This window comes from Parabacteroides sp. MSK.9.14, assembly GCF_019041495.1.
Taxonomy (GTDB): Bacteria; Bacteroidota; Bacteroidia; order Bacteroidales; family Tannerellaceae; genus Parabacteroides; species Parabacteroides merdae.
Window position 1 is genome coordinate 38,483 of record NZ_JAHPXO010000028.1, and the last position, 22,275, is coordinate 60,757.

Here is a 22,275-nt window from a genome sequence, read left to right on the forward strand (position 1 = left end):
CACTTCTTAAATAACGTAAGCAATGTCACATCATCGATATTCTCAGCAGGACGCCGATTCAAATAAAACAAACCGGCAGTAACTGATAAAACAAATGCCGAAACTATTATATTGATCATGCTGATTTTCATAGATCCTTTATTTTAAAGAATACCAAAACCAAGTTATCATCCTCCTTTACATTCTCAAATAATCTCATATTTTCCTCTTTGACCGGATAATGATTTTTTTCAAGTTGAGATTTCAACATCCTCAAGGACTGAGGCAAGATCATTGCGATAAAGTAATCTTCGTAAGCATGAATACCCGCAATAAAATCAAAAATAAAATCAGTATCACACTGTATTCCGGATACTTGCAACAATTTTTTAGAACGCTTGTCATAAATCGATACCAAACGTTCATTTCCATTATCACTTGTAAGAAAAAACAAATGAGTTGAGTTCTCTGCAAAAGTCGATAAATAGGTATGAGAAGAACGATAATCTCTTAATTCATCATAATTTTCAAAAGTAGCAATTTTTTCCTTTTCAAATGGAGTAAACTCGCTGTAATCAAATTTATACCGAAGAGACAAAGTGGTATCCGTTACCGTATAAACTTCATTCAAATACATCGGAACATATAAAATATCATTTTCCAGCCTTCTTACAGGGTCGTAGACCAATTGATTATGCTCACTCTCTTGATAATAGCAGGCTGCTTTCTGCAAATTCCCCAAACTATCTGTATACAAAAGTTTATAATCGGCAATAGGACCCAAATGATTATTCCAATCACCCTTGCTCGTGGCTGTTATATAATAGCCTGTAGATGATATTTGAAAATTGCAAATAGTGCGGAAAGGAACATCATCAGAATCTATATAATTCCCATCTAAAGAAAAATGCATCCACTTCCGTTTCTGATTGTCATAAATAACAATTTGCTTTTTTCTCGATCAATAGCAAATGATCGAGGTTTAAAAAATTCAAAAGGAGCCCCTCCTTTTTCACCTATTGATTTCAGAAACTTACCATTTTTTCTGAAAATAAAAAGCTTTTCCGTCCCAGTCCTGTCAAACACAAAAATTTTATCTTCAAAAACTTCTATCTGATTACAATAAGCAAACAATGATTCTTCAATTGATTCTAACGGTACATAAAAAAAATCTTCAATCAATTTTGAAGCCGGAATATTTTCTCCAATCTCATTGGTTACTTTTATGATCTCACCTTTCTCTTCAGATATAGGAACGATTTCAATACGACCTGCATCTACTGCCGGAAAAGGCCTGTTTTTCATAATCAACTCTTGACAACTGCAACAAAACAAGACAAAAGCTATTAGTACATATTTACTTTTCATGCCTAAATTACAAAAAAACAATTAAAAGGAACCATTTCAATTCATAAAGAAGACAAACATGCTTTCATTACCAAATCCAAAATGGCTTCCACATAAATCATAAAATCAATCAATTATACAAACATTCCGTTTTTGTTTCTTTTAATGTCCAAAACCATCCACTCCCCGATGAACTGGATCCGGATCCGGAAGAAGAACTGGTCTGTGCCAAGGCAAATGTACTTAGACTATTAGTACCCATACCGTAATCATTCAGCGAATGCCGAAGATTCATTCCCACACCCAGCAACAGAGCGACTGCTCCACAAACTGATAAGATTTTTTTACCATTTAACATAACCTTAAAATTTTAATTGTCTATAAATGATTACTTCCATTCAACCTTTTTTCTAATACTTCTTTTGTGTATTTCTTCACCATCGTTGTGTTTTCCCTCTTTTTTGTATAATGAAAAGTATATACTGACAAAAAGAAACAATAGAAGAAAAGAAAGACCAAAGCAGCTTTAAAATAAGATAATCGTTTTCTCAACCACCAAATTCCATTTGCTATAAGGAAAGCAATGCCAACATAACTCAAATACATATATCTATCGGCCACAATGGCATGACGAGACATATTAAAAAGATGTATTGAGAACAATAAGTTGACAAGAAACAGCAATACACCGAATACCAAATATCGATTATTCCGATAAGCTATGATCCACCCCATAAGAAACAATAGCACTACCGGATAAAGGTAATAGTGTAAGGGCGGTTCCTCCCCCAATACTATAGGAAATGGATAAAAGAAATTCAAATTAACGGGCAGCAAACTTTTAGTAATATATTCTACTAAGGCAAAACATCCAAAAAGTAAACGCTGATATAATGGGAAAATCATTTCATAAGGCCCTTTCCCTTGAGAAAGAACAGTAATAATTCCAAAAAAGAATGCCATAATGAGAAACGACATTTTCTCACTCCAGACCTCAAGATTTTTCATATTCCGGTTCGTAAACCAATCGACGATCAACAATGCCAGTGGAAAAGTAACAGCCTGTTCCTTTCCCCAAAAAGAACAAAGAAAGCACCCTATCGTTAATACATAATAAAAAATCTTTGATGTTCGTATATAACGTAAATAACAAAGTAGCCCCAAGAGATAGAAAAAAGCATATAACAACACTTTCAACGCACTGATCCAGGCAACAGCCTCCACGTTAATCGGATGGACTGCAAAAAGAAGCGTTGTAATAAAGTTTACATATAAAATTTGCTTTTCACTCACTCCTCCATGCACACGTAGAAGGGAAGAGATTAATTTCCAAACCAAACAGACACAACCGATATGCAACAACAAACTAAACATATGAAAATAAAAGGGATCATAGCCGAAACCGGCATATAACACCAAATAGCTCAAAAAGGCAAGCGGAGCATACTGCCCACCATAAAAATCAGTGAAGATATGCCACAAGTTATCGACAGTCCAACCTCTTTCCGTATAATGGCTGAACACCATCCATTGATCATCCATCCCGTAAGGAAGCCGTTTTTTAATGTGGGATAATAAACCAATAGATTGATTATCACAAAAATATGAATTGATAAAAAACTTCATCTTAATTGCTTTTATTATTTAAATACGAAGTAGAACAAACTCTAACAGATATTAGATAATAAAAAGGCCTTTCACATATTACGAATATAACATATATATTCATAAAAAGAAAAAAAATAATTAGTTTTATTGAGAAAAATATAATTTTGTTGCTATACAGTCCAATAATAGCTTGTCTTCCAGTCTTTTTCTAGAATGTTTCTCTATATCCGGAAAAGTTTGTGTCACGCCGCCCGTTACGACAAGCCGTTTCTCCCAAGAAAAGGGCAGGCAATACCGGCGGACATGGATATGGGCAAAACTACCCGTACATGCAATGCAGAGGGAGCAGGAGAGCCTTCACCACTATCGAAGAGAGAAACGGTCTCATGCCGGGCAACATGATAGGTCAACCGTATCTTGAAACCGCATTGCCTGCCAAGTTCCTTCAATATGACATTGCATCTACTGTGCCCGGTACCGGAAATACATGACCGTCCTTGGACAGCCACTTGGACTTCTCTATGATGCGCTTGGGCACGTCCAGCAGGCGGATGTTGGACTCGGTGTTCGTCTTGCGCCGGCGGGTGATTTCTTCTTCGTACGCAGGAAATACTCGAAGTTGTTGAAAATGAATTCCCGGAATAAACTTATTTACATAACCATTGGCGATTTATATCATAAAAAAGCCTTTCACAGGCAAACGCTGTAAAAGGCCTTTTAGCTTGTGACCTGGGAGGGGCTCGAACCCTCGACCCAATGATTAAGAGTCATTTGCTCTACCAACTGAGCTACCAAGTCGATATTTGTCGATTTTGTTTCTATTGAGTGACCTGGGAGGGGCTCGAACCCTCGACCCAATGATTAAGAGTCATTTGCTCTACCAACTGAGCTACCAAGTCATTCATGCTATCGTTGTTTCTCGATTGCGGGTGCAAAGATAAGAGTTTAATTTTTCTTCGCAAACTTTTTCCGCGTTTTTTACACAAAATTTTAATCAAATTCAAATATATCAGACGGTGTAGTCCGTTTCAGAGCATGCAGGGAAACATCCTTTCCAACCCGTACCCCTTCTTGAAACAGGCGGAAATCGACTGTCTTATAAGCAAGTTCGGGATGGTTATTGTCACGGCTCAGGTGACACAACCAGATATCTTTTAATTTGGGATCATAATGAGTTGCGAGGAATTCGGCAGCTTCACGGTTGCTCAAATGTCCGGTCGGGCTGGCTACGCGTTCCTTCAGAAAAGCAGGATACGTGCCGAATTGCAACATCTCCTCGTCATAATTGGCTTCTATGATCAGGTGGTTCGCCATGCCCATGTATTTACTTACCGTTTCGGTAATATGGCCGACATCCGTTGCCAACGTAAACTTATGATCTCCATATTCGATATAATAACCCACATTATCGGTACTATCATGCGGGACTTCGAAAGCAGTAATGCGGAAATCGCGGATCATAAAAGGCACTTCCTTTTCTATCACCTTACGCGAACTGACAAGCGTTTCCTCCACGTAGCGACTCTTGCTGATTCCTCGGTGGACGGCCTCTGTCGTATAAACAGGAATACAATGTTTCTCTCCCAGACAACCTACAGTCTTGATATGATCGGCATGATCGTGCGTGATCAGGACTGCAACAATTTTGGAGAAATCGATCGCTTTATCTTTCAACACCTTCTTTATGGTACGAATACCGATACCTGCATCAATCAACACGCCGAATTCGGGCGTTCCCAGATAATAGCAGTTTCCACTGCTTCCACTTGCTAAACTCAGAAATGATAGTTTCATTTTAATTTCCAATTCAGTCCTTAAGAGGAATTACGGGCGAAATGAGTCGGGGATCGTCACCTCCCCGATCAGCGAACAGTTCATGTGGTCCTTCACCTCTTCCGGCGTCAAGCCGTGGCCGAAAAGGAACATGAGCTTGGTAACAGCACTTTCGGTCGTACTGTCGAAACCGCTTATCACTCCCGCTTCCAACAATTTATGACCAGTCTCATACCGATGCATTTCTACACTTCCGGCACTACACTGGGTTACATTTACAATCACAATTCCCCGGCTCACCGCTTCTTTCAACATCGTCAGGAACCAATCGTAGCACGGTGCATTACCGCTTCCGAACGTTTCCATCACGACTCCCTTCAGTCCCGGTATGTTCAGGATGCTTTCCACCACCTGGGGAGAAATCCCCGGAAAAAGTTTCAGCACCGCAATATTCCGGTCCAAGAGATAATGCGGCTTCAACGGCTTTCTCGAAACAGGATGGTAAACCTGCCCGGTGTCATACTTTATATAGATACCGGCATGTGCCAGCGGCGGATAATTGTATGAACGGAAAGCATTGAAGTTGTCCGCATTGATCTTACTCGTACGGTTACCCCTCAACAAGTCATTTTCGAAAAAGATACAGACCTCCGGCACAACCGGGACACCGTTTTCCTTGGCTGCGGCGATCTCGATGGCGGTGATCAGGTTTTCTTTCCCGTCGGTCCGCAACATACCGATCGGCAATTGCGAACCGGTAAAGATGACCGGTTTACTTAAGTTTTCCAGCATAAAACTCAAAGCAGATGCCGTGAAAGACATCGTGTCCGTACCATGAAGCACGACAAAGCCGTCGTACAACTGGTAATTGTCTGCAATAATCTTTACGATCTTCATCCATGACTCCGGCCCCATCTCCGATGAATCCATAGCCGGATCAAACTGAATGGTCGAAACCGCATACCCCAACTTCTTCAGTTCCGGCATATTATCCTTCAAATGTTGGAAATTGAACGATTCCAGCACGCCGGTTTCGGGATTTTCGATCATACCGATCGTTCCGCCGGTATAGATGAGCAGGATCGAGGCTTTCTCACTTTGAATGTTTACACTTGCTGTCATATCGCAAAGTTAATAATTTTATTCTTCTCCTTTTAATACAGGGACGCTTATATGATATTTTACTGCCACTATCCGTGAAACGAATATTCCGGTAGCAGCAATAAGCTGCGTCAGTGACGGCCCGATACCCATCTGTAAGCAAGCGTAATAAATAATGCCTCCGAACACGCATGCCAGCGCATAAATATCTTTTCGGAAAATCAGCGGAACCTCGTTAATCAGGATATCGCGGATCATACCGCCGAAAGCCCCCGTAATCGTCCCCATCACAATGGCCACCCACATCGGGAATCCGAATGTCAGCGCCTTCTCGATACCGACCACGCCGAACAGTCCCAGCCCTATCGCATCGAAAATAAAGAAAGTATTGTTCAAGCTAATCACATATTTCCTGAATATGATAACGAAGAGCAACGCCAGAGCCGATATGATGAGATAAGAGGCTTGTTCCATCCAAAAAGGGGTGGCATTGAGCAGGATATCGCGGATCGTACCGCCTCCTACCGCCGTAACCACACCGACAACATAGGCCCCGAACCAGTCAAATTGTTTGGCAGAAGCCAAACGGATGCCGCTAATCGCAAAAGCGAATGTCCCGGTGTAATCGCAAAACGTAATAAAGTCTATCATTTTGATTTTTTCTGCAAAAATAAGTATTTCCTCGCAATGTTGCGGTTTTCTATAAAGATGACCTGATAATTATTTAAACCAAACGAACATCCGGTTGTTAATTATATATAAGTTTGCATTCAAAAAGGTGCTGATGACTATCTAATTAAGGGAAAAATGAAGAAATTTATACTAACCGGACTCATTTGTCTGTTTTCGTTCCCCTGGATACGGGGACAAGAATATATACCTCAAATTACACATCGTCATTATACAAGTGACTCAACCCTACTCCAACCCCGCCGCCCTTGGAAAGCGGCACTCGAAACATTCGGACTCAATATGCTCGTCTGGAGCTTCGACCGATATATCGTAAAAGAGGATTGGGCTTATATCAACGGGCATACGATCAAAAGCAATTTCAAAAAAGGCCCGGTATGGGACACCGACCAGTTCACAACAAACCTTTTCTCCCACCCTTATCACGGTTCACTCTATTTCAACGCAGCCCGCAGCAACGGTATGAACTTCTGGCAATCCGCCCCGTTTGCAGCCGGCGGCAGTCTGATGTGGGAGTTCTTTATGGAGAATGAACCGCCTTCGATCAACGACATGCTGGCGACAACGTTCGGAGGAATCGAATTGGGTGAAATCACCTATCGGCTGTCCGACCTGTTCATAGACAACCGTTCGTCAGGAGCCGAACGTGTGGGGCGCGAGGTATTGGCAGGCATTTTGTCGCCGGTCCGCGCCTTCAACCGTATCATTTCAGGAGAAGCCTGGCGACACGGTTCTTCAAAAGGACGAACCTACTCTTCCGTTCCCGTCAATTTTATCGTCACGATGGGACCTCGTTTCCTCGCAGAACAAGAAGGTTCGAAACGGGGAACGACCAGTCTGAACATTAATTTCCGCATCGACTACGGGAATCCTTTCAACGATGATTTTTATTCTCCCTATGAATGGTTCCGCTTCAACTTCGGAATGGATTTGTTCTCTGCCCAGCCGGTGGTCAGCCAGGTCAATGCCATCGGAGCCTTATGGGGAAAAACTGTTTGGACGAAAGGGCCGCGTTCCCTTTCCGCCGGATTATTCCAACATTTCGACTTCTATAACTCGGAGCTCCGCGACGGAAGCGACCTGACCGTTCCTCCTTACCGCATCGCAGCACCGGCAGCAGCAGGAGGAGGCCTTATCTATTACAAGCAGGCCACATCGGGAGACAAGACGGATATTTACGCCGAACTGTATGCAAACGGCGTCGCTTTGGGAGCCAGCCTTTCGGATTATATGCTGCTTGGCGAACGGGATTATAACTTAGGAAGCGGCTACAGCACCAAGGCCGGTGCAGGCATCATCTACAACAGACGATTGGCTTTCCTGCTCAACATGGAAAACTATCATATCTTTACCTGGAAAGGATATGATCCAGAGATCGACTGGTCACAGGCAGATCCCGGAACCCTGAACATTCAAGGCGATGCAGGAAACGCGCGCCTGACCATCTTCTCGATGAAACTGGCTTATTTATTAATGGACAAGTGGAACATCACCCTGACAAACCGCTATTTCTCACGACGGACGAACTACCGGTATTACCCCCGGGTAGATTATTCCACTTACGACCTGATGCTCGGGCTAGGGATACGGATTTAATTCTTACGCTCCAACTCGTTCAGATTTTCCATTTTCTTGCGTTGCAGAAACTCGTAGATACCTTCGAGATGTTCCGTCACTTTCTTGTTTCCGAATTCATAAACTTTGGTCACAAGACCGTCCAGGAAGTCTCGGTCATGCGAAACGACGATCAGCGTCCCGTCAAAGTCCATCAAGGCTTGTTTCAGGATATCTTTCGTCTTCATATCCAGATGGTTCGTCGGCTCGTCAAGAATCAGCAGATTGACGGGTTCCAGCAATAGTTTAATCATTGCCAAGCGGGTACGTTCGCCACCGGAGAGCACCTTTACCTTTTTTGCAGAATTCTCGCCCCCGAACATGAAAGCCCCCAACAAATCCTTTATTTTGTTGCGGATATCCCCTTTTGCGACATCGTCTATCGTTTGGAACACTGTCAGGTTTTCATCCAAAAGGGAAGCCTGGTTCTGCGCAAAATAGCCGATCATCACGTTATGCCCGATCGTCAACGTGCCGTCATGCTCGAGTTCTTTCATGATACATTTTACCAGCGTAGATTTACCTTCGCCATTCTTTCCGACAAAAGCGATCTTGTCACCCCGCTCGATCGTCAGATTGGCATTACGGAAAACAGTATGGTCTCCATACGATTTAGACACATTCTCGATCGTCACCGGATAAGAACCCGAACGGGGCGAAGGCGGGAACTTCAGGCGCAGAGCGGAAGTGTCTTCTTCATCGACTTCCAGTATTTCCAGCTTTTCAAGCATCTTCACGCGGCTCTGCACTTGCAAAGTTTTGGAATAAGTGCCTTTGAAACGCTCGATAAAGTCCTTCGTTTCAGCAATAAACTTCTGTTGCTCGTCGTATGCCTTCTGTTGCTGCTCGCGGCGTTCCTTGCGCAGCTGCAGATATTGGCTGTAATTGACTTTATAGTCATAGATACGCCCCATCGTAACTTCGATCGTGCGAGTCGTGATATGATCCACAAAAGCCCGGTCGTGACTGATCACCACAACCGCCTGCCCGTTATCGATCAGAAAATCCTCCAACCACTGGATGGACTCGATATCGAGGTGGTTGGTCGGCTCGTCCAGCAAAAGCACATCCGGTTTCTTCAGCAACAGTTTTGCCAATTCGATACGCATACGCCAACCACCGCTGAACTCGCTTGTCTGACGATTAAAGTCTTCACGGGTGAAACCAAGCCCTAACAGAGTCTTCTCTATATCGGCGTCATAATTAATTTCCTCTATGGAATAGAATTTCTCGCTCAATGTCGATACGCGTTCGATCAGTTCCATATAGCTATCCGATTCATAATCGGTGCGTGTCTCCAATTCTTTGTTGAGAGCAGCGATCTCCGCTTCCATCTCGTGCAGATGGGCGAAAGCCTGAGCAGTCTCTTCAAACACCGTACGGCCATCTTCCGTCATCAAATGCTGCGGAAGATATGCGATAACGGTATCTTTCGGAGCAGACACTTTCCCGCGAGTCGGTTCACGCACACCCGCCAATATCTTCAGCAAAGTAGATTTACCCGCCCCGTTCTTTCCCATCAGGGCAATCCGGTCTTTCTCGTTAATGACAAAAGATATATCCGAAAATAATGCGCTACCGCCAAACTCTACTGTTAGTCCGTCTACTGAAATCATATAATATAAATGTATTGCTTTTATAAAACGACCGGCAAAGGTAGTAAATAAATAGGAACGACAATATTTCAGCCGTTGGTTCAAAAGAATGACAGGATATACTCCAAACGGGTACAGGATGACAAACTTACTGACTGAGCTTTGTTATCCCGTCCGGTCGAAAAGAATGATTTATTTCACGACTTCCGGACGTATCAGACCACCACCGATCGAAACCCGCTCCTTCCCTGCCAGATACATATCAATAATGTAAGAATTTCGCTGGTTCACTTCTGTCCGACTCTTATGGGCATGGAAAATATAGCGGTATCCGCCCGATCTGTCCAGGAACGGTGCACCATGACCGGTTCCGACAAGTTCTTCCACTTTATGCAAAAGCGGATTTTTCTCGCTTTTCCTCCACGGACCGAAAGGAGAATCCGAGGTTGCATAACCTACGGCATAATCCTGACTTCTGAAGTCATTTGCGGAGTAGAACATATAATAAAGCCCGCCCTGCTTGACAATAGAAGGCCCTTCAGCCACCTTTCCGAACACCAGCTCCCACGGTTCGGTAGCTTCAACACATTGCGTCAATGTTTCTTCTTTGATCTCTTTCAGATTATCTTTCAGCTCCGCACACCAAATCACATTACCGTTTGTAAAGCGAACAAAATAAAGATAGGCTTTCCCGTCCTCATCGAAAAAGACGGATGTATCGATTCCTTTTTCTTCTCGAATCGGCTTCTTTTCATCTTGCACAAATGGGCCCAAAGGAGAATCGGACGTGGCAACACAGACATGTTCCTCTACCGAATAGAACATATAAAACTTCTTATCCTCCCCCACATAGTAGACCTCCGGCGCCCAAAACCATTTATCCCCGTAAGAATCTTCTTTACTCAGTGCCAGGCGCGGAGAACGCTCCCACGATTTCATGTCTTTAGAACTGTACACCTCGAAACCGTCCGCACGGGATGTTCCATAGGCATAATAGGTATCATTGTAAAACAGGATATAAGGATCGGCAATCGGCAACACATCCGAAACCAGTTCTTTCCCTAAAGCAGTCATATTTACCGAAACAACACACAACAGCATCAATAGCATTTTCTTCAACGTATCCGTCTTCATAAATGTATCCGTTTATTATTTGATAATTGAGAATTTCACACGCCGACAAAGATAATCAATTATTTTCTTCTACAATATATTTGTTTTGTTTATGAAAATTCCTATCTTTGCACCCGCTAATACAAACAGCTTAAATTAATTATTCAAACATGGCAACAAAAATTAGATTGCAAAGACACGGTCGCAAAAGCTACGCTTTTTATCAGATCGTAGTCGCAGACAGCAGGGCTCCACGTGATGGAAAGTTTATTGAAAGGATAGGTTCTTATAATCCGAACACTAATCCTGCTACAGTAGATTTGAACTTCGAAAGAGCTTTGTATTGGTTACAGGTAGGTGCACAACCTACAGATACCACTCGTAACATTCTTTCCCGCGAAGGTGTTTGCTTGAAAAAACACTTATTGGAAGGTGTTAAGAAGGGTGCATTCGACGAAGCTACTGCTGAAACTAAGTTTCAGGCTTGGTTGAAAAACAAACAGGCTTCTGTTCAAGCAGTAAAGGACAAAGATAGCGAAGCTGCAAAAGCTGCCGCCATTGCTCGTCTGGAAGCTGAAAAAGAAGCAAATAAGGCAAAAGCTGAAATCGTAGCTAAAAAGAAAGCAGAATTGGCAGCCGCTGAAGCTGCTAAGCAAGCTGAAGAAGCAGCTGCTGCCGCTCCAGCAGAAGAAGCTCCTGCAGCAGAAAGCGCTGAATAATTCGAGCTTTGCCAAAATAAAAAAGAGGATATCTTTGCAGATATCCTCTTTTTTTTATCCCTTTATCTCTCCTCGCGAACATTCGCAGAAGTTAAAAACGCCCGATCCTACACGAGAATCGGGCGTTCCAAATCACAACATTTCCAACAGAAATATATCAAAACCTTATTTTTTCAGCAAGAAATTATCTATCTGCTCTACAAACTGTTCTTTTGATAAAGCTCCCTGGGCTATCTGTGGTTTACCCGTCTTGGGGATGAACAGCAACGTCGGGATACTCTGTATACCAAATGCCGAAGCCAGCTCTTTTTCATTATCTACATTTATCTTATAAATAACGATATCGTCCTTATACTGTGCAGCCAGTTCTTTCAGGATCGGAGATACTTTCTTGCAAGGACCGCACCAATCTGCATAAAAATCAATAATAGCAGGTTTGTTTCCTTCGTACACCCATTGAGTCTGATTCTTTTCGTAATTATATACTTTCGACAGGAAGTCCGCTTTATTCAAAACAATCACTTCCCCCTGCGCTGATGACACCTTTTCCGTTTCATTTTTTTCTGGTTTTGCAGACATGGAGCAACTGACCAAAATCAGCGCGGCCACAACCATCAATAAACTTTTCAAACTTCTCATATAAAACTTATTACTATTTAATTATTATCACTTACAAAAGTAACAATAAAAAGACACAAACGTTTATTCTCAGTGGTTAAAAGAAAATGAATAGAGTGAAAAGAAAAAATATCCATCACCAAATTTGATTATTCGAAAATAATCACTACTTTTGCACTGCAATTAAAAAATACTTGCATACATATTGGAGAGATGGCAGAGTGGTCGATTGCGGCGGTCTTGAAAACCGTTGAACTGAGAGGTTCCGGGGGTTCGAATCCCTGTCTCTCCGCAATAAACGCTGAAAATCAGCAAATTATAAAACAAACACCCAATTTTACACCCAAGAATGTAAAGTTGGTTTATTTAAGACGAATCATATTCGCTCGGAAAATAATTTGATAAAAAACAGAACAAACGAAAAAAACAACCAATTCATTTTCCGTAAGATTTCGTATCTTTGCAGTAAATAATAAATCAGGGTCTGTCATGATAATATATAATGTTTAAAAATCGTAGTATGAAAAAAAGTAGAAGAAAACGCCTTGTAATTTTGTGTATAGCTTTAGTTTGTATCATAGTTTTAGTTTTTTTATTGTTCTCTAAATCAACTTCTAATAATAGTACAAATCCACCTTTGACAGATGTTTTGACTGATAGCATTTCTCGGATAGTATCAGCTTGTCCTGGTGAAATTGGAGTGGCAATTATTATTAATAACACAGATACAGTTAAAGTTAATGATAAGAGTGTATATCCTATGATGAGTGTATTTAAGGTTCATCAGGCATTAGCTCTTTGCAATGATTTTGATAACAAAGGGATTTCACTTGATACCTTAGTAAAGATAGATAGGAATAGACTTGATTCAAAGACTTGGAGTCCTATGATGAAAGATTATTCCGAGTTGGTTATATCATTAACCGTGAGAGATTTACTTCGTTATACTATTGCTCAAAGTGATAATAATGCAAGCAATCTGATGTTTAAAGATATGGTCAATGTTGCTCAAACTGACAGTTTTATAGCCACACTTATTCCTCGTTCAAGTTTTCAGATAGCTTATACAGAAGAGGAAATGTCGGCTGACCACGATAGGGCTTACTTTAATTATACATCTCCTCTTGGTGCCGCAATGTTGATGAACCGTTTGTTTACCGAAAGTATTGTCAGTGGTGAGAAGCAAAGTTTCATTAAGAATACATTAAAAGAATGTGTGACAGGTACAGATAGAATAGTCGCTCCGCTTCTTGATAAAGAAAGGGTTTCTATTGCACATAAGACGGGTTCTGGTTATGTCAATGAAAATGGTATTCTTGCAGCTCACAATGATGTTGCCTATATATGCCTGCCTAATAATGTCTGCTATACTTTAGCGATATTTGTTAAGGATTTCAAGGGTAATGAATCACAAGCATCACAATATGTTGCGCATATATCAGAGGTCGTATATTCTTTATTAATACAAAATTCGGCAATTCCTTAAGTTGCGTTTACTTTGAAGCTTCAATGGTAAACATTATATAATTTATACAATATAAAAGCACTTCGTAACTATCAGAGTGCTTTTATATTGTCTTTTTTTTCTATTATAACTTGAATCCTCTACTTTTTCTTGGTTCTTCCGTTGGTTGTCGCAAACCTTGCCGAAGTTTCTCCCATTGCTCTTTGAACCATTCGCTTATCGGTTGCCTGTTTATGGTCAGTACAAGTTTGCTATCATCGGTCGGATTCTTCTCCACCTTGAAGATGTTGTTTTTGATTTCAAACTTTCTTCTATGTTCCTCGGAATAAATCTTGCCATTACATTGGATAGCTTCTTTCCTTGTCAAAAGACAATCTATCATATCTTTGGTAAATCCAATGACAGCGCAGAGTTTTTCCATTCTCAACATTTCTCTAAGCATCGGAAACCACTTGAATGCCTTTTCAAGCAGAGTGTTCAATCGTGATATTTCCCTGTCTTTGGCTTCAAGTTCTTGGTTGTGTATGCTCTGAAGATTGCGTATCTGTTTGCCATGTCGCTCTTGCATTTCCTGCATTTGGATTTTGAGGGTGTCAATACCTTTGTCTCGTTTGGCAATCTCTTGGTGCAAATCTTCATTAGTTCGCTCCAGCTCTTTCATCTTTCCACTTCCGAAAAGAGAACCAACTCCGCTTGCTATGGCGGTGGCTGCATTGGTGGCTGTTTTCTTTAGCTTGTCAGTGCGTATTTCTGATTTCACCTGTTTCAGTTCCTGTTCAGCAAGACCTATCTGTTCTTCTTTGTGCCGTTTTGCAGCATCCATGCGTTGCAGTTCGGCTCTCTGCTTTTCAATGATGAAATCATTTCGTTCCAAATGTTCCTTTCCGGTCTCGGATTTAGATTGCCCACGTTGCATGGAGAGGATGTCAGATGCCAAAGTCTGCATTTCCATCATATCGTCATCATTGAGCTTTTGGCTCTTGCCCGTGTCGTGGTTCATCCAGTCGAATACGATATGGGCATGATAATTCGGCTTAAACCACTTTTCACCGACTTGGAAACTCTCCCTATCCCCGGTTTTGGGTTGTCCACTAAGCCAGTGTCCCTCGTCCTTATGCAGGAAGATTTGGAGCGGTGTAATACCCCAGCGTCTCTGGCACTCCTCACCAAACTTTCGTACATCTGCCAGTGTTGTATCTGGTCTGATGAGCAATACTCCCTCACGGATTGGAGAACATCCAGCCACTTTTATAATCTTTCCATTCTTTCCCTTGCGCTCACGCTCCTTTTCCTGCATCGCTCGTCCGGTCTTTTCCTTGACCATCCGTTTGATGCTGTCATAGTGCGCCTGCAGGTCAGGACTGCCGAAGCCCGGGTTTATCCACTGCTCGTTATTGGAAGTCAGTTCGGGTACAATGTAGATTCTGGACTCGCCGATATTGCGCATGTACTCGGCAGTTCTCCGGTTATGAGCCCCGCTTGATGTCACTCTGCAGGGTTTGATATGTATGCTTGATTTTGTTGCCATATTCTTAAAATTTGATTTGGATTGTTGATGAAATCTTCTGTTGTCCGCTCATAACCGCACAGGGTTCTTAGGGGTGCAACCCATAAGCGGAGATTGCAAAGAGAGGGGCACTCTTTGCTCGGGGTTCTTAGGGGAGAAACGCCCTGAGTGGGTCATTAGGGCAAAGCCCTAATCCCCTCGGGAGAGCCCACAACTACGAAAGCGAAGCGTGTAGTTATAGTGGGCTATAACCGAAAGCCGTTTTTCTTTTTCGGTGGTTGGCTGCGCACCCCTTTTGCAGATTGAACTTGCCTGTTTCTTTCAGTCTGTTTCTGTAAGTATTCGTTCAAGTCCTTGCATCCGCTGTATGTCTGCGAAGCGTCACGGATGTATAAGTCCCTGCCGTATTCCTTATAGATTTGCTGCATGGCTTCCATTCCTGCACGGTCATTGTCAAAGAAACAGTGGATGCGCTCATAGCTTCCCAACGGATAGATTGCTTTGGAAACATTGGCTACTGAGTTCAACACCATATAATCTTGCCTGTCCAGTTCGGGATATTTCGGGCAATTCTCCAATCTCAAAGTAAGAAATGAAAGATAGTCCATAAATCCCTCAAACACATAACATGTTTCCCTCGCTGTTCCCGGCTGTTTGATATGAGAAATCTCTTTCGGTGCGATGCATCCCTTGAAATACTGGTTGCGGATTTCATACCCACCCGACACATTGGGAAAGGCGATGGCGAAATACCGTTTGCCATTATGGGTGAAGTGCGCTTCACTGCATTCTCTTTTCGCCATTGCAATGTTTATTCCCCTTTCCTGCAAATAAGCAAGCAGGGCAGGAGAAGAAAGCGGTACAATCTCCAGTTGTTGAAAACTTGGCTCGGAAGATGATTGCTTGCCAAAAGAAAAAGACACGGGGCGAATACGGGGTGTCTGTTCTTCGATTTTTTGCAAGAGGTAAGGCACATGGTCGGAACAATAAAGTTCCTGTGCCAGTGCGATGATATTCCCACCTTTGCCGAGTGCAAAATCATACCATTGGTTACGTTCTGTATTTACCTTGAACGATGCTTCCGTTTCTTCCCTTAGTGGTGACTTATACCACAGGTTTATGCCCTGTTGTTTGACGGGTGAAAATCCTAAACTGTGCAGATAATCCGCTATTTTGATTTGTTTCGCTGTCTGTATATCCATAAGACGATAGGTTTAATGATAGTTGAATTGGTTTATTTTCTCTTTTCGCCCGTACCTCTTTATGAAGTACGGTCTGTATAATCACTTCACTTTATTTTCGTATATATAGAGTACGGTAATAAAGTGAAGCGGTTTTGCCACATTTCGCAACCACTTCGCTTTATCCCTAATATATAGACCCCCGGAATAAAGTGAAGCGATTGCAAGGTGTGGGCTAATAGTGGAAGTCGGGCATGAACGTGTACTTTCTGCCGTTCTCCTGCACTATCATTCGTTTGTTCCGAAGCATGGTGATGAGCGATACCGCCTTTTTGTGGTTCAACTTTACCCCCACAGACACATAAGTCTTAATTAAGGTGTCCTCCAGTTCCTTGTAGCCATATTCCTCTTTCAGCCCGAAAACTGCTTCCAATGCGATGCGGTGCTGCTGTTCGGTGATATGCCTGTAAGGGTCGAACTTTTCCTCTTCCGGTCTTCCCGGTTTCTTGGTTTCGGGCTTGTAACCCTCCAACAGTTCAGGTATGGCATTGTCATTGATGCGAAATGAAAAAGGCTCGAAGTCCATTGCCCGTATGTGCATGGCTGAAACATTGCTTATATCTCCATTGCTCTTGTCCTTTTCCACAAGAAGGACAGTTTCAGCCTTGTTGTTCAGTTCCGTACCGATATGCCCCCTTGCGTTCTCATCGCCCTTGTTTTGGTGGAGTATCGTGTGGATATGTATCTGCCTGTCGTCCGTCCACTGCATCAGCTTTGATATGATGCGTGTCGATTCACCGGGGCTGTTGATGTCATATACCATGTCACGGATGCCGTCTATGATTACAAGCCCTATGTCAGGCGTATTGTAAATAGCCTGCTCTACAATCCTGATACGCTGTTCGGGCGTGTATTTCCTCAAAGCAAGAAATTCCAGATGCTCATTGTCCCTGTCATCTGGAAGCCCAGCCATCCGTAAAATACGTTTCATGACTTTCAGACAATGATAAGGACTTTGTTCCGTGTCCACATACAGGATTTTCCGTTTCTCTTCGGGTAGTTCCGCCACATATCTTAGCACTGTACCATTCTTCAATGCTGCCGCCACGATAGCCGACACATTGAAAGTCTTTTTGCTTTTGGCTTTGCCGATTGATGCACTGAAATTACCCAGTGTACCAATGACCGAACCTTGCACTTTTAGAATCTCAGGTGCTTTCTCATAGATTTTCGACAGGCTCAGGCGTGAGGCTTGCCAAAGGATTACGGCTTCTTCCGCCGATATTTCTTTTATATCTTTCATATAATCCATAAGTACACCTCCCGTTATTTTCGTCCTCCGGTTTTCTTTCCAGCCAGTTCAAGGGCAAGTTCCGCATCCACGATAATCTTGCGCCCTATTTGCGTAATGGCTTTGTCTATCTTTCCGCTTTTCTTTATACGGTTGGCGGTAGGCAGACTGCACCCGAACAATTTGGCAATGCCAAGTATTCCGTACACATACTTTCTTTCTGTGTCCGTAACGGGCTGTGGCTGCGCTTCCGTTTGGTTGGAAGCGTACTTGCTTAGAAATATGAACTCTTCGCCTGTCATCTGCCAGACGGGTTTTAATAATAACTCTTGAAGATTTGTCATCGTCCAATCTATTTAGTCGTTAAACAATCAGCCCTGCGCACTGGCTGTTATTTCTGTTCTCGAACGATGCAAAATTAGGTATGGCTGTAAGTGGTAAGGATGTGGATAATACAAATGGGATACTGCGCTATCTCATTAAATATCAGACAATAAAAATACCACTCAAAAATTAATTTGAGTGGTAAAAGTGGTAATTTCGTAGAATGTCAGGTTATATCACGAATTATCCGAATATGCTTTCCATTTCCTTTGCGAATTTCTGGTTGCTGTCACTCGGAAAATCGGAAACAGGTTCTTTGTATTTCGACCTGTAATAGCTCTCGTCAATATCCAACAATTTTAATATTTGGCTTCTCCATTCATCCCTGTATTGCTTGGATAGTTTCTCGCTCATCAGGAATATCAGGTAACACACCCGTATCTTTTCCCTTGCCTTGATTTTTAGTTTATTCTTGCAGGGGTACAGGTTTATATTGGCATAGAAATCCGCTATGGTAATGGCTTCGAACTGTTCCCCGACACAGGTTTCATGAATGGGCGAAAGCTGCTTCATGTCAAAATATTCATGTTGTCCCTCCGGGCTATTCTGTACTTCTTCTTGTTCGTTTTGCTTGACTGGTTCATCCTGCTGTTTTTCTTCCCTATCATTAGGAAGGTACTTTTTTAGGACTTCCATAAAAAGAAGACTTAGGCGGTAAACATTGCCGGAAAGGTTTTCTATATATTGAAAAGCCTCTTTCCTGTCTTGCTTTTGCAGTTCATAAAGTTTATCCAATTCTTTCTTTTCCTTGTCGTATTCAGCCTTGCAGCGTTCATATTCCTTTTCTGCCTGTATTTCTTCTTCGTCCGTATGCTCCCGAAAACCAATGAAATCATATCTGTGGTATGCGTCATTCAAAGGCTCGTGCAACTTGGTGGTAATCTCCAACTGGTCTTTAATTGCAGAATTATGCCTGTCTGCGTAGTGAAAACACACACGCTTTATGACGTCATCATTCAGCGGTTTTGTTTCATAAGCCCGTATATTTTTTTCTATTTCGATTTTCAGACTATTGAGAATCAATGTGTATTGTTCTTTCTGCTTGTCAAGTACCAGTTCAAGGATAGCGGCTTCAAAAGCCTTTGTATCATTGTGCTGCCTGTAAAAGTCGGTGATGAATTTCTGCTTGTCAAAAGAAAAAGCATAATTGGTTACCCAATCATTATATATTCTATTGAGTTCTCCATATTGGGGAATCAGTTTGTTTATTTCTCCTGCCATAGACTTCAATTTTGGGGATTATTGTCCTTGTCAAGGAAAGATGCCAGTTCTTCTTCCACCTCTTCCACACTTGGCAAAGCTGATTTCAAGTTTTCGGGTATAGCCTTGCTCAGTTGATAATCGCTGATGCCTATCGGTTGGTCGTAGCCTGTCAATGCGTATTGTGCTACCACCTCATCTTTTCCTTTGCACAGCAACAGCCCGATAGTCTTGTTGTCATTTTTTCCCCTCAGTTTGTCATCCACCACATTGATGTAGAAATTCAGTTGCCCTGCATACTCCGGTTTGAATGGAGTAGCTTTCAGTTCTACAACAATGTATGCGTGTAGCGGAATAGAATATAGAATCAAGTCGGCAAAGAAATCACTGTTACCTATTTGAAAATGCTTCTGCCGGGCGACAAAGGCAAAACCATTGCCCATTTCCAACAAATAACGGGTAACGTGCTTTACCAGCTGCTCTTCTATGTCCCTTTCGTCTGCCTTTTCTTTCGCTCCAGCCAAATCGAAGATGTACGGGTCTTTCAATAGGTAATTGGCAAGGTCGCTTTGTGGTGCTGGAAGTGTGGCTGTGAAATTGTTTACCTTGTTGTTGTTGATTTGTCTGTTATATAGGTTGTTTTCAATTTGCATTTTCAGCACATTGCTACTCCAGCCCATTTCTACAGCCTGTTTCATATACCAATATCCTATGCCTAACGGTAACGAACCGTTAAGTATGACCATTTGGCTTGCCCAGTTTATTTTGGCAACAGGGGATTTCAGGAAAACTTTTTCTATTTCCCTAATCTCCATCCTGTAAATGGCAGAAACTGTTTTCTCCACATCCTGAATTTGCGCAGGAACTTCCTGCGTAATTTCTAAAGATTGACAATCAGCGGATTGTATTTGCGCAGTAAGTTCCTGCGTAAATTGTCCGTTGTTCAGTTTCAATACTTCATCTGTAACATTCTGTATGCTTGGAACAGACAGCCTTGTGTCTGTATCAATGAAACTTCGTAGCACGTTCAACGGATATGACCGTGCAAATTGGCACATATAAGTAAGGTTACGCTCCGAATAACCTTTCTTTTCGGGGTAATTGAACCGGATAGCCTTTGCCAGTTGCTTGATGATTTTGCTTCCCCAGCCTTGCAAGTTCTGATGATACAGGATATAGTTGCCCATTTTCCAGTAATGGAACAGCATTTGCGCATTGGCTGCGGCAATCAGCCGGACTTGCGCCTGTTCTATTTCCGAACCGACGGCATGAACAAATGCGTCAAAGTCCGTTCTTCCTATATGATATTCTCTGTTATTTTCCATTCTAATGTTTATTGTTGTCGCAAATATAATTCAAATAGCTGATAATCTATGAAACTGATTGATACTTTTATAGTTGGTTAAACTTGTTCATGGCATTTGCCTTAATATCATCCGCTATGTCAATATAGGGTTTCATGGCTTTATAGTCACTGTGCCCCGTCCATTTCATCACGACTTGTGCCGGAATACCGAGAGCCAGCGCATTACAGATGAATGTTCTTCTTCCTGCATGGGTGGTTAATAATGCGTATTTCGGGGTGACTTCATCTATACGTTCATTTCCTTTATAATATGTTTCCCGTACAGGCTCGTTGATTTCAGCCAGTTCCCCCAGTTCTTTCAGATAATCATTCATCTTCTGATTGCTGATAACAGGCAGTGCCATGTGGTTTTCAAAATGGACTTCCTTGTATTTTTCGAGTATGGTTTTACTGTGGTCGTTCAGTTCAATTATCAGGCTGTCTGCCGTTTTGACTGTGGTAACTTCGATGTGGTCGGGTTTCACATCGCTTCTTTTCAGATTACGAACATCTGAATATCGCAGGCTTGTGAAGCAACAGAACAGAAAAACATCCCTGACACGTTCCAGATATTGTTTGTCTTTCGGTATCCGATAATCTTTCAGCCTGTTCAATTCGTCCCAAGTCAGGAATATCACCTTTTTAGAGGTGGTTTTCAATTTGGGCTTGAAAGTGTCGTATGCAATATTCTGATGATGCCCTTTCTTGAAGCTCCAGCGCAGAAACCATTTGAGGAATCCCATCTGTTTGCCGATGGTGCTGTTCCTCATATCCTTTTTGTCACGCAGGAAATTTACATACTCGTTCAAGCCGAACTCGTTGAAGTATTCAAAGGTTACATCTTCCTTGAACTCTTTGAGGTGGTTTTTCACTGCTGAGAATTTCTCGTAGGTGGATGCCGTCCAGTTATTCTGATTGCCACACTCCTTTACAAACTCATCGAATACTTCCCAAAAACTTATTTGTGTTTCTTCCTGCTGCTCTTCGCTGGTGTCTTTCATCCGCAGGTTGAACGCATCCTTTAGCTGTTGGGTGGTCGGTATGGTTTCCTGTACCTCAAACTCCTTGAACACGTTTTGAATCTCGGCATAATATTTCAGCAAGTCCGCATTGATTTCGGATGCGCTTTGTTTTAGTTTGTTGGTGCATCCGTTCTTTACCCGTTGTTTGTCGGCATCCCATTTGGCTACGTCAATCCGGTAGCCTGTTGTAAACTCGATGCGTTGGCTTGCGTATATGACACGCATACGGATGGGTACGTTCTCTACGATTGGCACACCGTTCTTTTTCCGGCTTTCCAATGCAAAAATGATGTTACGTTTGATATTCATAATTGGGTGCGTTTGAAATTCTACACCCAAATATACACCCAATATTTGGAATAGCAAAAGATATTCAGAAAGATTTAGATTTACTCTGCGCTTTAGATAGTATATGATTATCAGTGATTTGCAATTTTATGATATTTCTTGAAAGCATAGGTTCGAGAGCCTCTTTCTCCGCTGAACTAACCGGACAATACCGGACAGTAAGCAGACAAGTTCCACAAATTCAATGATTTGTGGAACTTTTTTTATTCCCTTGTGTCTGCCTTAAAGTACACCTTTTCGCCCATAAAAGACAAAGTTCGTAACCTAACTCGTACCCCCGACAAACAAAAACGGAAAGGGGGTACAGATTGTCCGAAATTGGCGAAGTTCTGTCGCTATTTGGCTTGCCTGCATAGAACTCATTTTTAGAGAATT

17 protein-coding genes, 3 tRNA genes and 3 pseudogenes are annotated in these 22,275 nt (G+C 42.2%); 4 read left to right on the plus strand and 19 right to left on the minus strand.

Annotation, left to right across the window (positions count from 1 at the left end; genetic code table 11):
• Positions 1-127 precede the first annotated feature (127 nt).
• The 9 genes and pseudogenes from KTG12_RS22310 to KTG12_RS14765 all read right to left on the minus strand — a co-directional run bounded on the left by KTG12_RS22310 (position 128) and on the right by KTG12_RS14765 (position 6,459).
• Positions 128-1,347 (minus strand): annotated as a pseudogene (locus tag KTG12_RS22310) (6-bladed beta-propeller).
• Between the two features lie 357 nt (positions 1,348-1,704).
• On the minus strand, positions 1,705-2,952 hold the full coding sequence (locus KTG12_RS14735) for a hypothetical protein (protein WP_254189042.1): 1,248 nt from the start codon (positions 2,950-2,952) through the stop codon (positions 1,705-1,707).
• 152 nt (positions 2,953-3,104) lie between these two features.
• Positions 3,105-3,328 (minus strand): annotated as a pseudogene (locus tag KTG12_RS21790) (hypothetical protein); the annotation flags it as partial.
• Positions 3,282-3,523 (minus strand): annotated as a pseudogene (locus tag KTG12_RS14740) (site-specific integrase); the annotation flags it as partial. The pseudogenes KTG12_RS14740 and KTG12_RS21790, both read right to left, overlap by 47 nt.
• 136 nt (positions 3,524-3,659) lie before the next feature.
• Positions 3,660-3,732, minus strand: a tRNA-Lys gene (locus KTG12_RS14745).
• Positions 3,733-3,760: 28 nt separating this feature from the next.
• A tRNA-Lys gene (locus tag KTG12_RS14750) sits at positions 3,761-3,833 on the minus strand.
• A 91-nt stretch (positions 3,834-3,924) separates the two neighbouring features.
• On the minus strand, positions 3,925-4,728 hold the full coding sequence (locus KTG12_RS14755) for an MBL fold metallo-hydrolase (protein WP_005638939.1): 804 nt from the start codon (positions 4,726-4,728) through the stop codon (positions 3,925-3,927).
• 30 nt (positions 4,729-4,758) lie between these two features.
• Positions 4,759-5,829, minus strand: coding sequence for an asparaginase (locus KTG12_RS14760; RefSeq protein ID WP_022321773.1), 1,071 nt, complete (start codon positions 5,827-5,829; stop codon positions 4,759-4,761).
• Between the two features lie 18 nt (positions 5,830-5,847).
• Positions 5,848-6,459 (minus strand): trimeric intracellular cation channel family protein, encoded by a 612-nt coding sequence (locus KTG12_RS14765; RefSeq protein WP_005638935.1) that lies wholly within the window; start codon positions 6,457-6,459, stop codon positions 5,848-5,850.
• 156 nt (positions 6,460-6,615) lie between these two features.
• Here KTG12_RS14765 and KTG12_RS14770 point away from each other — a divergent pair, with 156 nt between their 5' ends.
• The gene (locus KTG12_RS14770; RefSeq protein ID WP_005638934.1) at positions 6,616-8,094 is read left to right on the plus strand and encodes a DUF3943 domain-containing protein; all 1,479 of its coding nucleotides are present in this window, start codon (positions 6,616-6,618) and stop codon (positions 8,092-8,094) included.
• Here the strand turns inward: KTG12_RS14770 and KTG12_RS14775 are convergent.
• Together KTG12_RS14775 and KTG12_RS14780 are read right to left on the minus strand one after the other, a co-directional pair.
• Positions 8,091-9,728, minus strand: coding sequence for an ABC-F family ATP-binding cassette domain-containing protein (locus KTG12_RS14775; protein WP_119215731.1), 1,638 nt, complete (start codon positions 9,726-9,728; stop codon positions 8,091-8,093). The genes KTG12_RS14770 and KTG12_RS14775 overlap by 4 nt on opposite strands.
• 171 nt (positions 9,729-9,899) lie before the next feature.
• Complete coding sequence (locus KTG12_RS14780) at positions 9,900-10,841, minus strand: glycoside hydrolase family 43 protein (RefSeq protein WP_122115344.1); 942 nt, start codon at positions 10,839-10,841, stop codon at positions 9,900-9,902.
• 149 nt (positions 10,842-10,990) lie between these two features.
• Here KTG12_RS14780 and KTG12_RS14785 point away from each other — a divergent pair, with 149 nt between their 5' ends.
• Entirely contained in the window at positions 10,991-11,539 is a 549-nt protein-coding gene (locus tag KTG12_RS14785; protein ID WP_005638928.1) for a 30S ribosomal protein S16, read from the plus strand.
• Positions 11,540-11,704: 165 nt separating this feature from the next.
• Here the strand turns inward: KTG12_RS14785 and trxA are convergent, their stop codons facing one another.
• On the minus strand, positions 11,705-12,178 hold the full coding sequence (gene trxA / locus KTG12_RS14790) for a thioredoxin (protein ID WP_005650097.1): 474 nt from the start codon (positions 12,176-12,178) through the stop codon (positions 11,705-11,707).
• Positions 12,179-12,364: 186 nt separating this feature from the next.
• Between trxA and KTG12_RS14795 the strand changes: the two genes are divergently transcribed.
• Together KTG12_RS14795 and KTG12_RS14800 are read left to right on the plus strand one after the other, a co-directional pair.
• Positions 12,365-12,449 (plus strand) — tRNA-Ser (locus KTG12_RS14795).
• Positions 12,450-12,677: 228 nt separating this feature from the next.
• Positions 12,678-13,643 (plus strand): CfxA family broad-spectrum class A beta-lactamase, encoded by a 966-nt coding sequence (locus KTG12_RS14800; protein WP_004319679.1) that lies wholly within the window; start codon positions 12,678-12,680, stop codon positions 13,641-13,643.
• A 103-nt stretch (positions 13,644-13,746) separates the two neighbouring features.
• Here KTG12_RS14800 and KTG12_RS14805 read toward each other — a convergent pair whose 3' ends face one another.
• The 7 genes from KTG12_RS14805 to KTG12_RS14835 form a co-directional block, all read right to left on the minus strand.
• On the minus strand, positions 13,747-15,150 hold the full coding sequence (locus KTG12_RS14805) for a hypothetical protein (protein WP_004292946.1): 1,404 nt from the start codon (positions 15,148-15,150) through the stop codon (positions 13,747-13,749).
• Between the two features lie 224 nt (positions 15,151-15,374).
• Positions 15,375-16,331, minus strand: a complete 957-nt coding sequence (locus KTG12_RS14810) for a toprim domain-containing protein (protein ID WP_004319668.1) — start codon at positions 16,329-16,331, stop codon at positions 15,375-15,377.
• A 214-nt stretch (positions 16,332-16,545) separates the two neighbouring features.
• Positions 16,546-17,622, minus strand: a complete 1,077-nt coding sequence (locus KTG12_RS14815) for an AAA family ATPase (protein WP_004292948.1) — start codon at positions 17,620-17,622, stop codon at positions 16,546-16,548.
• 14 nt (positions 17,623-17,636) lie between these two features.
• Positions 17,637-17,945, minus strand: a complete 309-nt coding sequence (locus tag KTG12_RS14820; RefSeq protein WP_004292949.1) for a DUF3853 family protein — start codon at positions 17,943-17,945, stop codon at positions 17,637-17,639.
• 223 nt (positions 17,946-18,168) lie between these two features.
• A complete protein-coding gene (locus tag KTG12_RS14825; protein WP_004292950.1) occupies positions 18,169-19,206 on the minus strand; it encodes a hypothetical protein in 1,038 nt (345 codons plus the stop codon).
• 5 nt (positions 19,207-19,211) lie between these two features.
• The gene (locus tag KTG12_RS14830) at positions 19,212-20,510 is read right to left on the minus strand and encodes a YhcG family protein (protein WP_004292951.1); all 1,299 of its coding nucleotides are present in this window, start codon (positions 20,508-20,510) and stop codon (positions 19,212-19,214) included.
• Between the two features lie 67 nt (positions 20,511-20,577).
• Positions 20,578-21,861, minus strand: coding sequence for a site-specific integrase (locus KTG12_RS14835; RefSeq protein WP_004292952.1), 1,284 nt, complete (start codon positions 21,859-21,861; stop codon positions 20,578-20,580).
• Positions 21,862-22,275: the final 414 nt, after the last annotated feature.

Coding starts and splice junctions, on each gene's coding strand:
- KTG12_RS14835 (WP_004292952.1), bottom strand. CDS start 21,861: ATGAATATCAAACGTAACATCATTTTTGCATTGGAAAGCCGGAAAAAG.
- KTG12_RS14735 (WP_254189042.1), bottom strand. CDS start 2,952: ATGAAGTTTTTTATCAATTCATATTTTTGTGATAATCAATCTATTGGT.
- trxA (WP_005650097.1), bottom strand. CDS start 12,178: ATGAGAAGTTTGAAAAGTTTATTGATGGTTGTGGCCGCGCTGATTTTG.
- KTG12_RS14765 (WP_005638935.1), bottom strand. CDS start 6,459: ATGATAGACTTTATTACGTTTTGCGATTACACCGGGACATTCGCTTTT.
- KTG12_RS14775 (WP_119215731.1), bottom strand. CDS start 9,728: ATGATTTCAGTAGACGGACTAACAGTAGAGTTTGGCGGTAGCGCATTA.
- KTG12_RS14780 (WP_122115344.1), bottom strand. CDS start 10,841: ATGAAGACGGATACGTTGAAGAAAATGCTATTGATGCTGTTGTGTGTT.
- KTG12_RS14830 (WP_004292951.1), bottom strand. CDS start 20,510: ATGGAAAATAACAGAGAATATCATATAGGAAGAACGGACTTTGACGCA.
- KTG12_RS14815 (WP_004292948.1), bottom strand. CDS start 17,622: ATGGATTATATGAAAGATATAAAAGAAATATCGGCGGAAGAAGCCGTA.
- KTG12_RS14825 (WP_004292950.1), bottom strand. CDS start 19,206: ATGGCAGGAGAAATAAACAAACTGATTCCCCAATATGGAGAACTCAAT.
- KTG12_RS14770 (WP_005638934.1), top strand. CDS start 6,616: ATGAAGAAATTTATACTAACCGGACTCATTTGTCTGTTTTCGTTCCCC.
- KTG12_RS14805 (WP_004292946.1), bottom strand. CDS start 15,150: ATGGCAACAAAATCAAGCATACATATCAAACCCTGCAGAGTGACATCA.
- KTG12_RS14820 (WP_004292949.1), bottom strand. CDS start 17,945: ATGACAAATCTTCAAGAGTTATTATTAAAACCCGTCTGGCAGATGACA.
- KTG12_RS14760 (WP_022321773.1), bottom strand. CDS start 5,829: ATGACAGCAAGTGTAAACATTCAAAGTGAGAAAGCCTCGATCCTGCTC.
- KTG12_RS14785 (WP_005638928.1), top strand. CDS start 10,991: ATGGCAACAAAAATTAGATTGCAAAGACACGGTCGCAAAAGCTACGCT.
- KTG12_RS14755 (WP_005638939.1), bottom strand. CDS start 4,728: ATGAAACTATCATTTCTGAGTTTAGCAAGTGGAAGCAGTGGAAACTGC.
- KTG12_RS14800 (WP_004319679.1), top strand. CDS start 12,678: ATGAAAAAAAGTAGAAGAAAACGCCTTGTAATTTTGTGTATAGCTTTA.
- KTG12_RS14810 (WP_004319668.1), bottom strand. CDS start 16,331: ATGGATATACAGACAGCGAAACAAATCAAAATAGCGGATTATCTGCAC.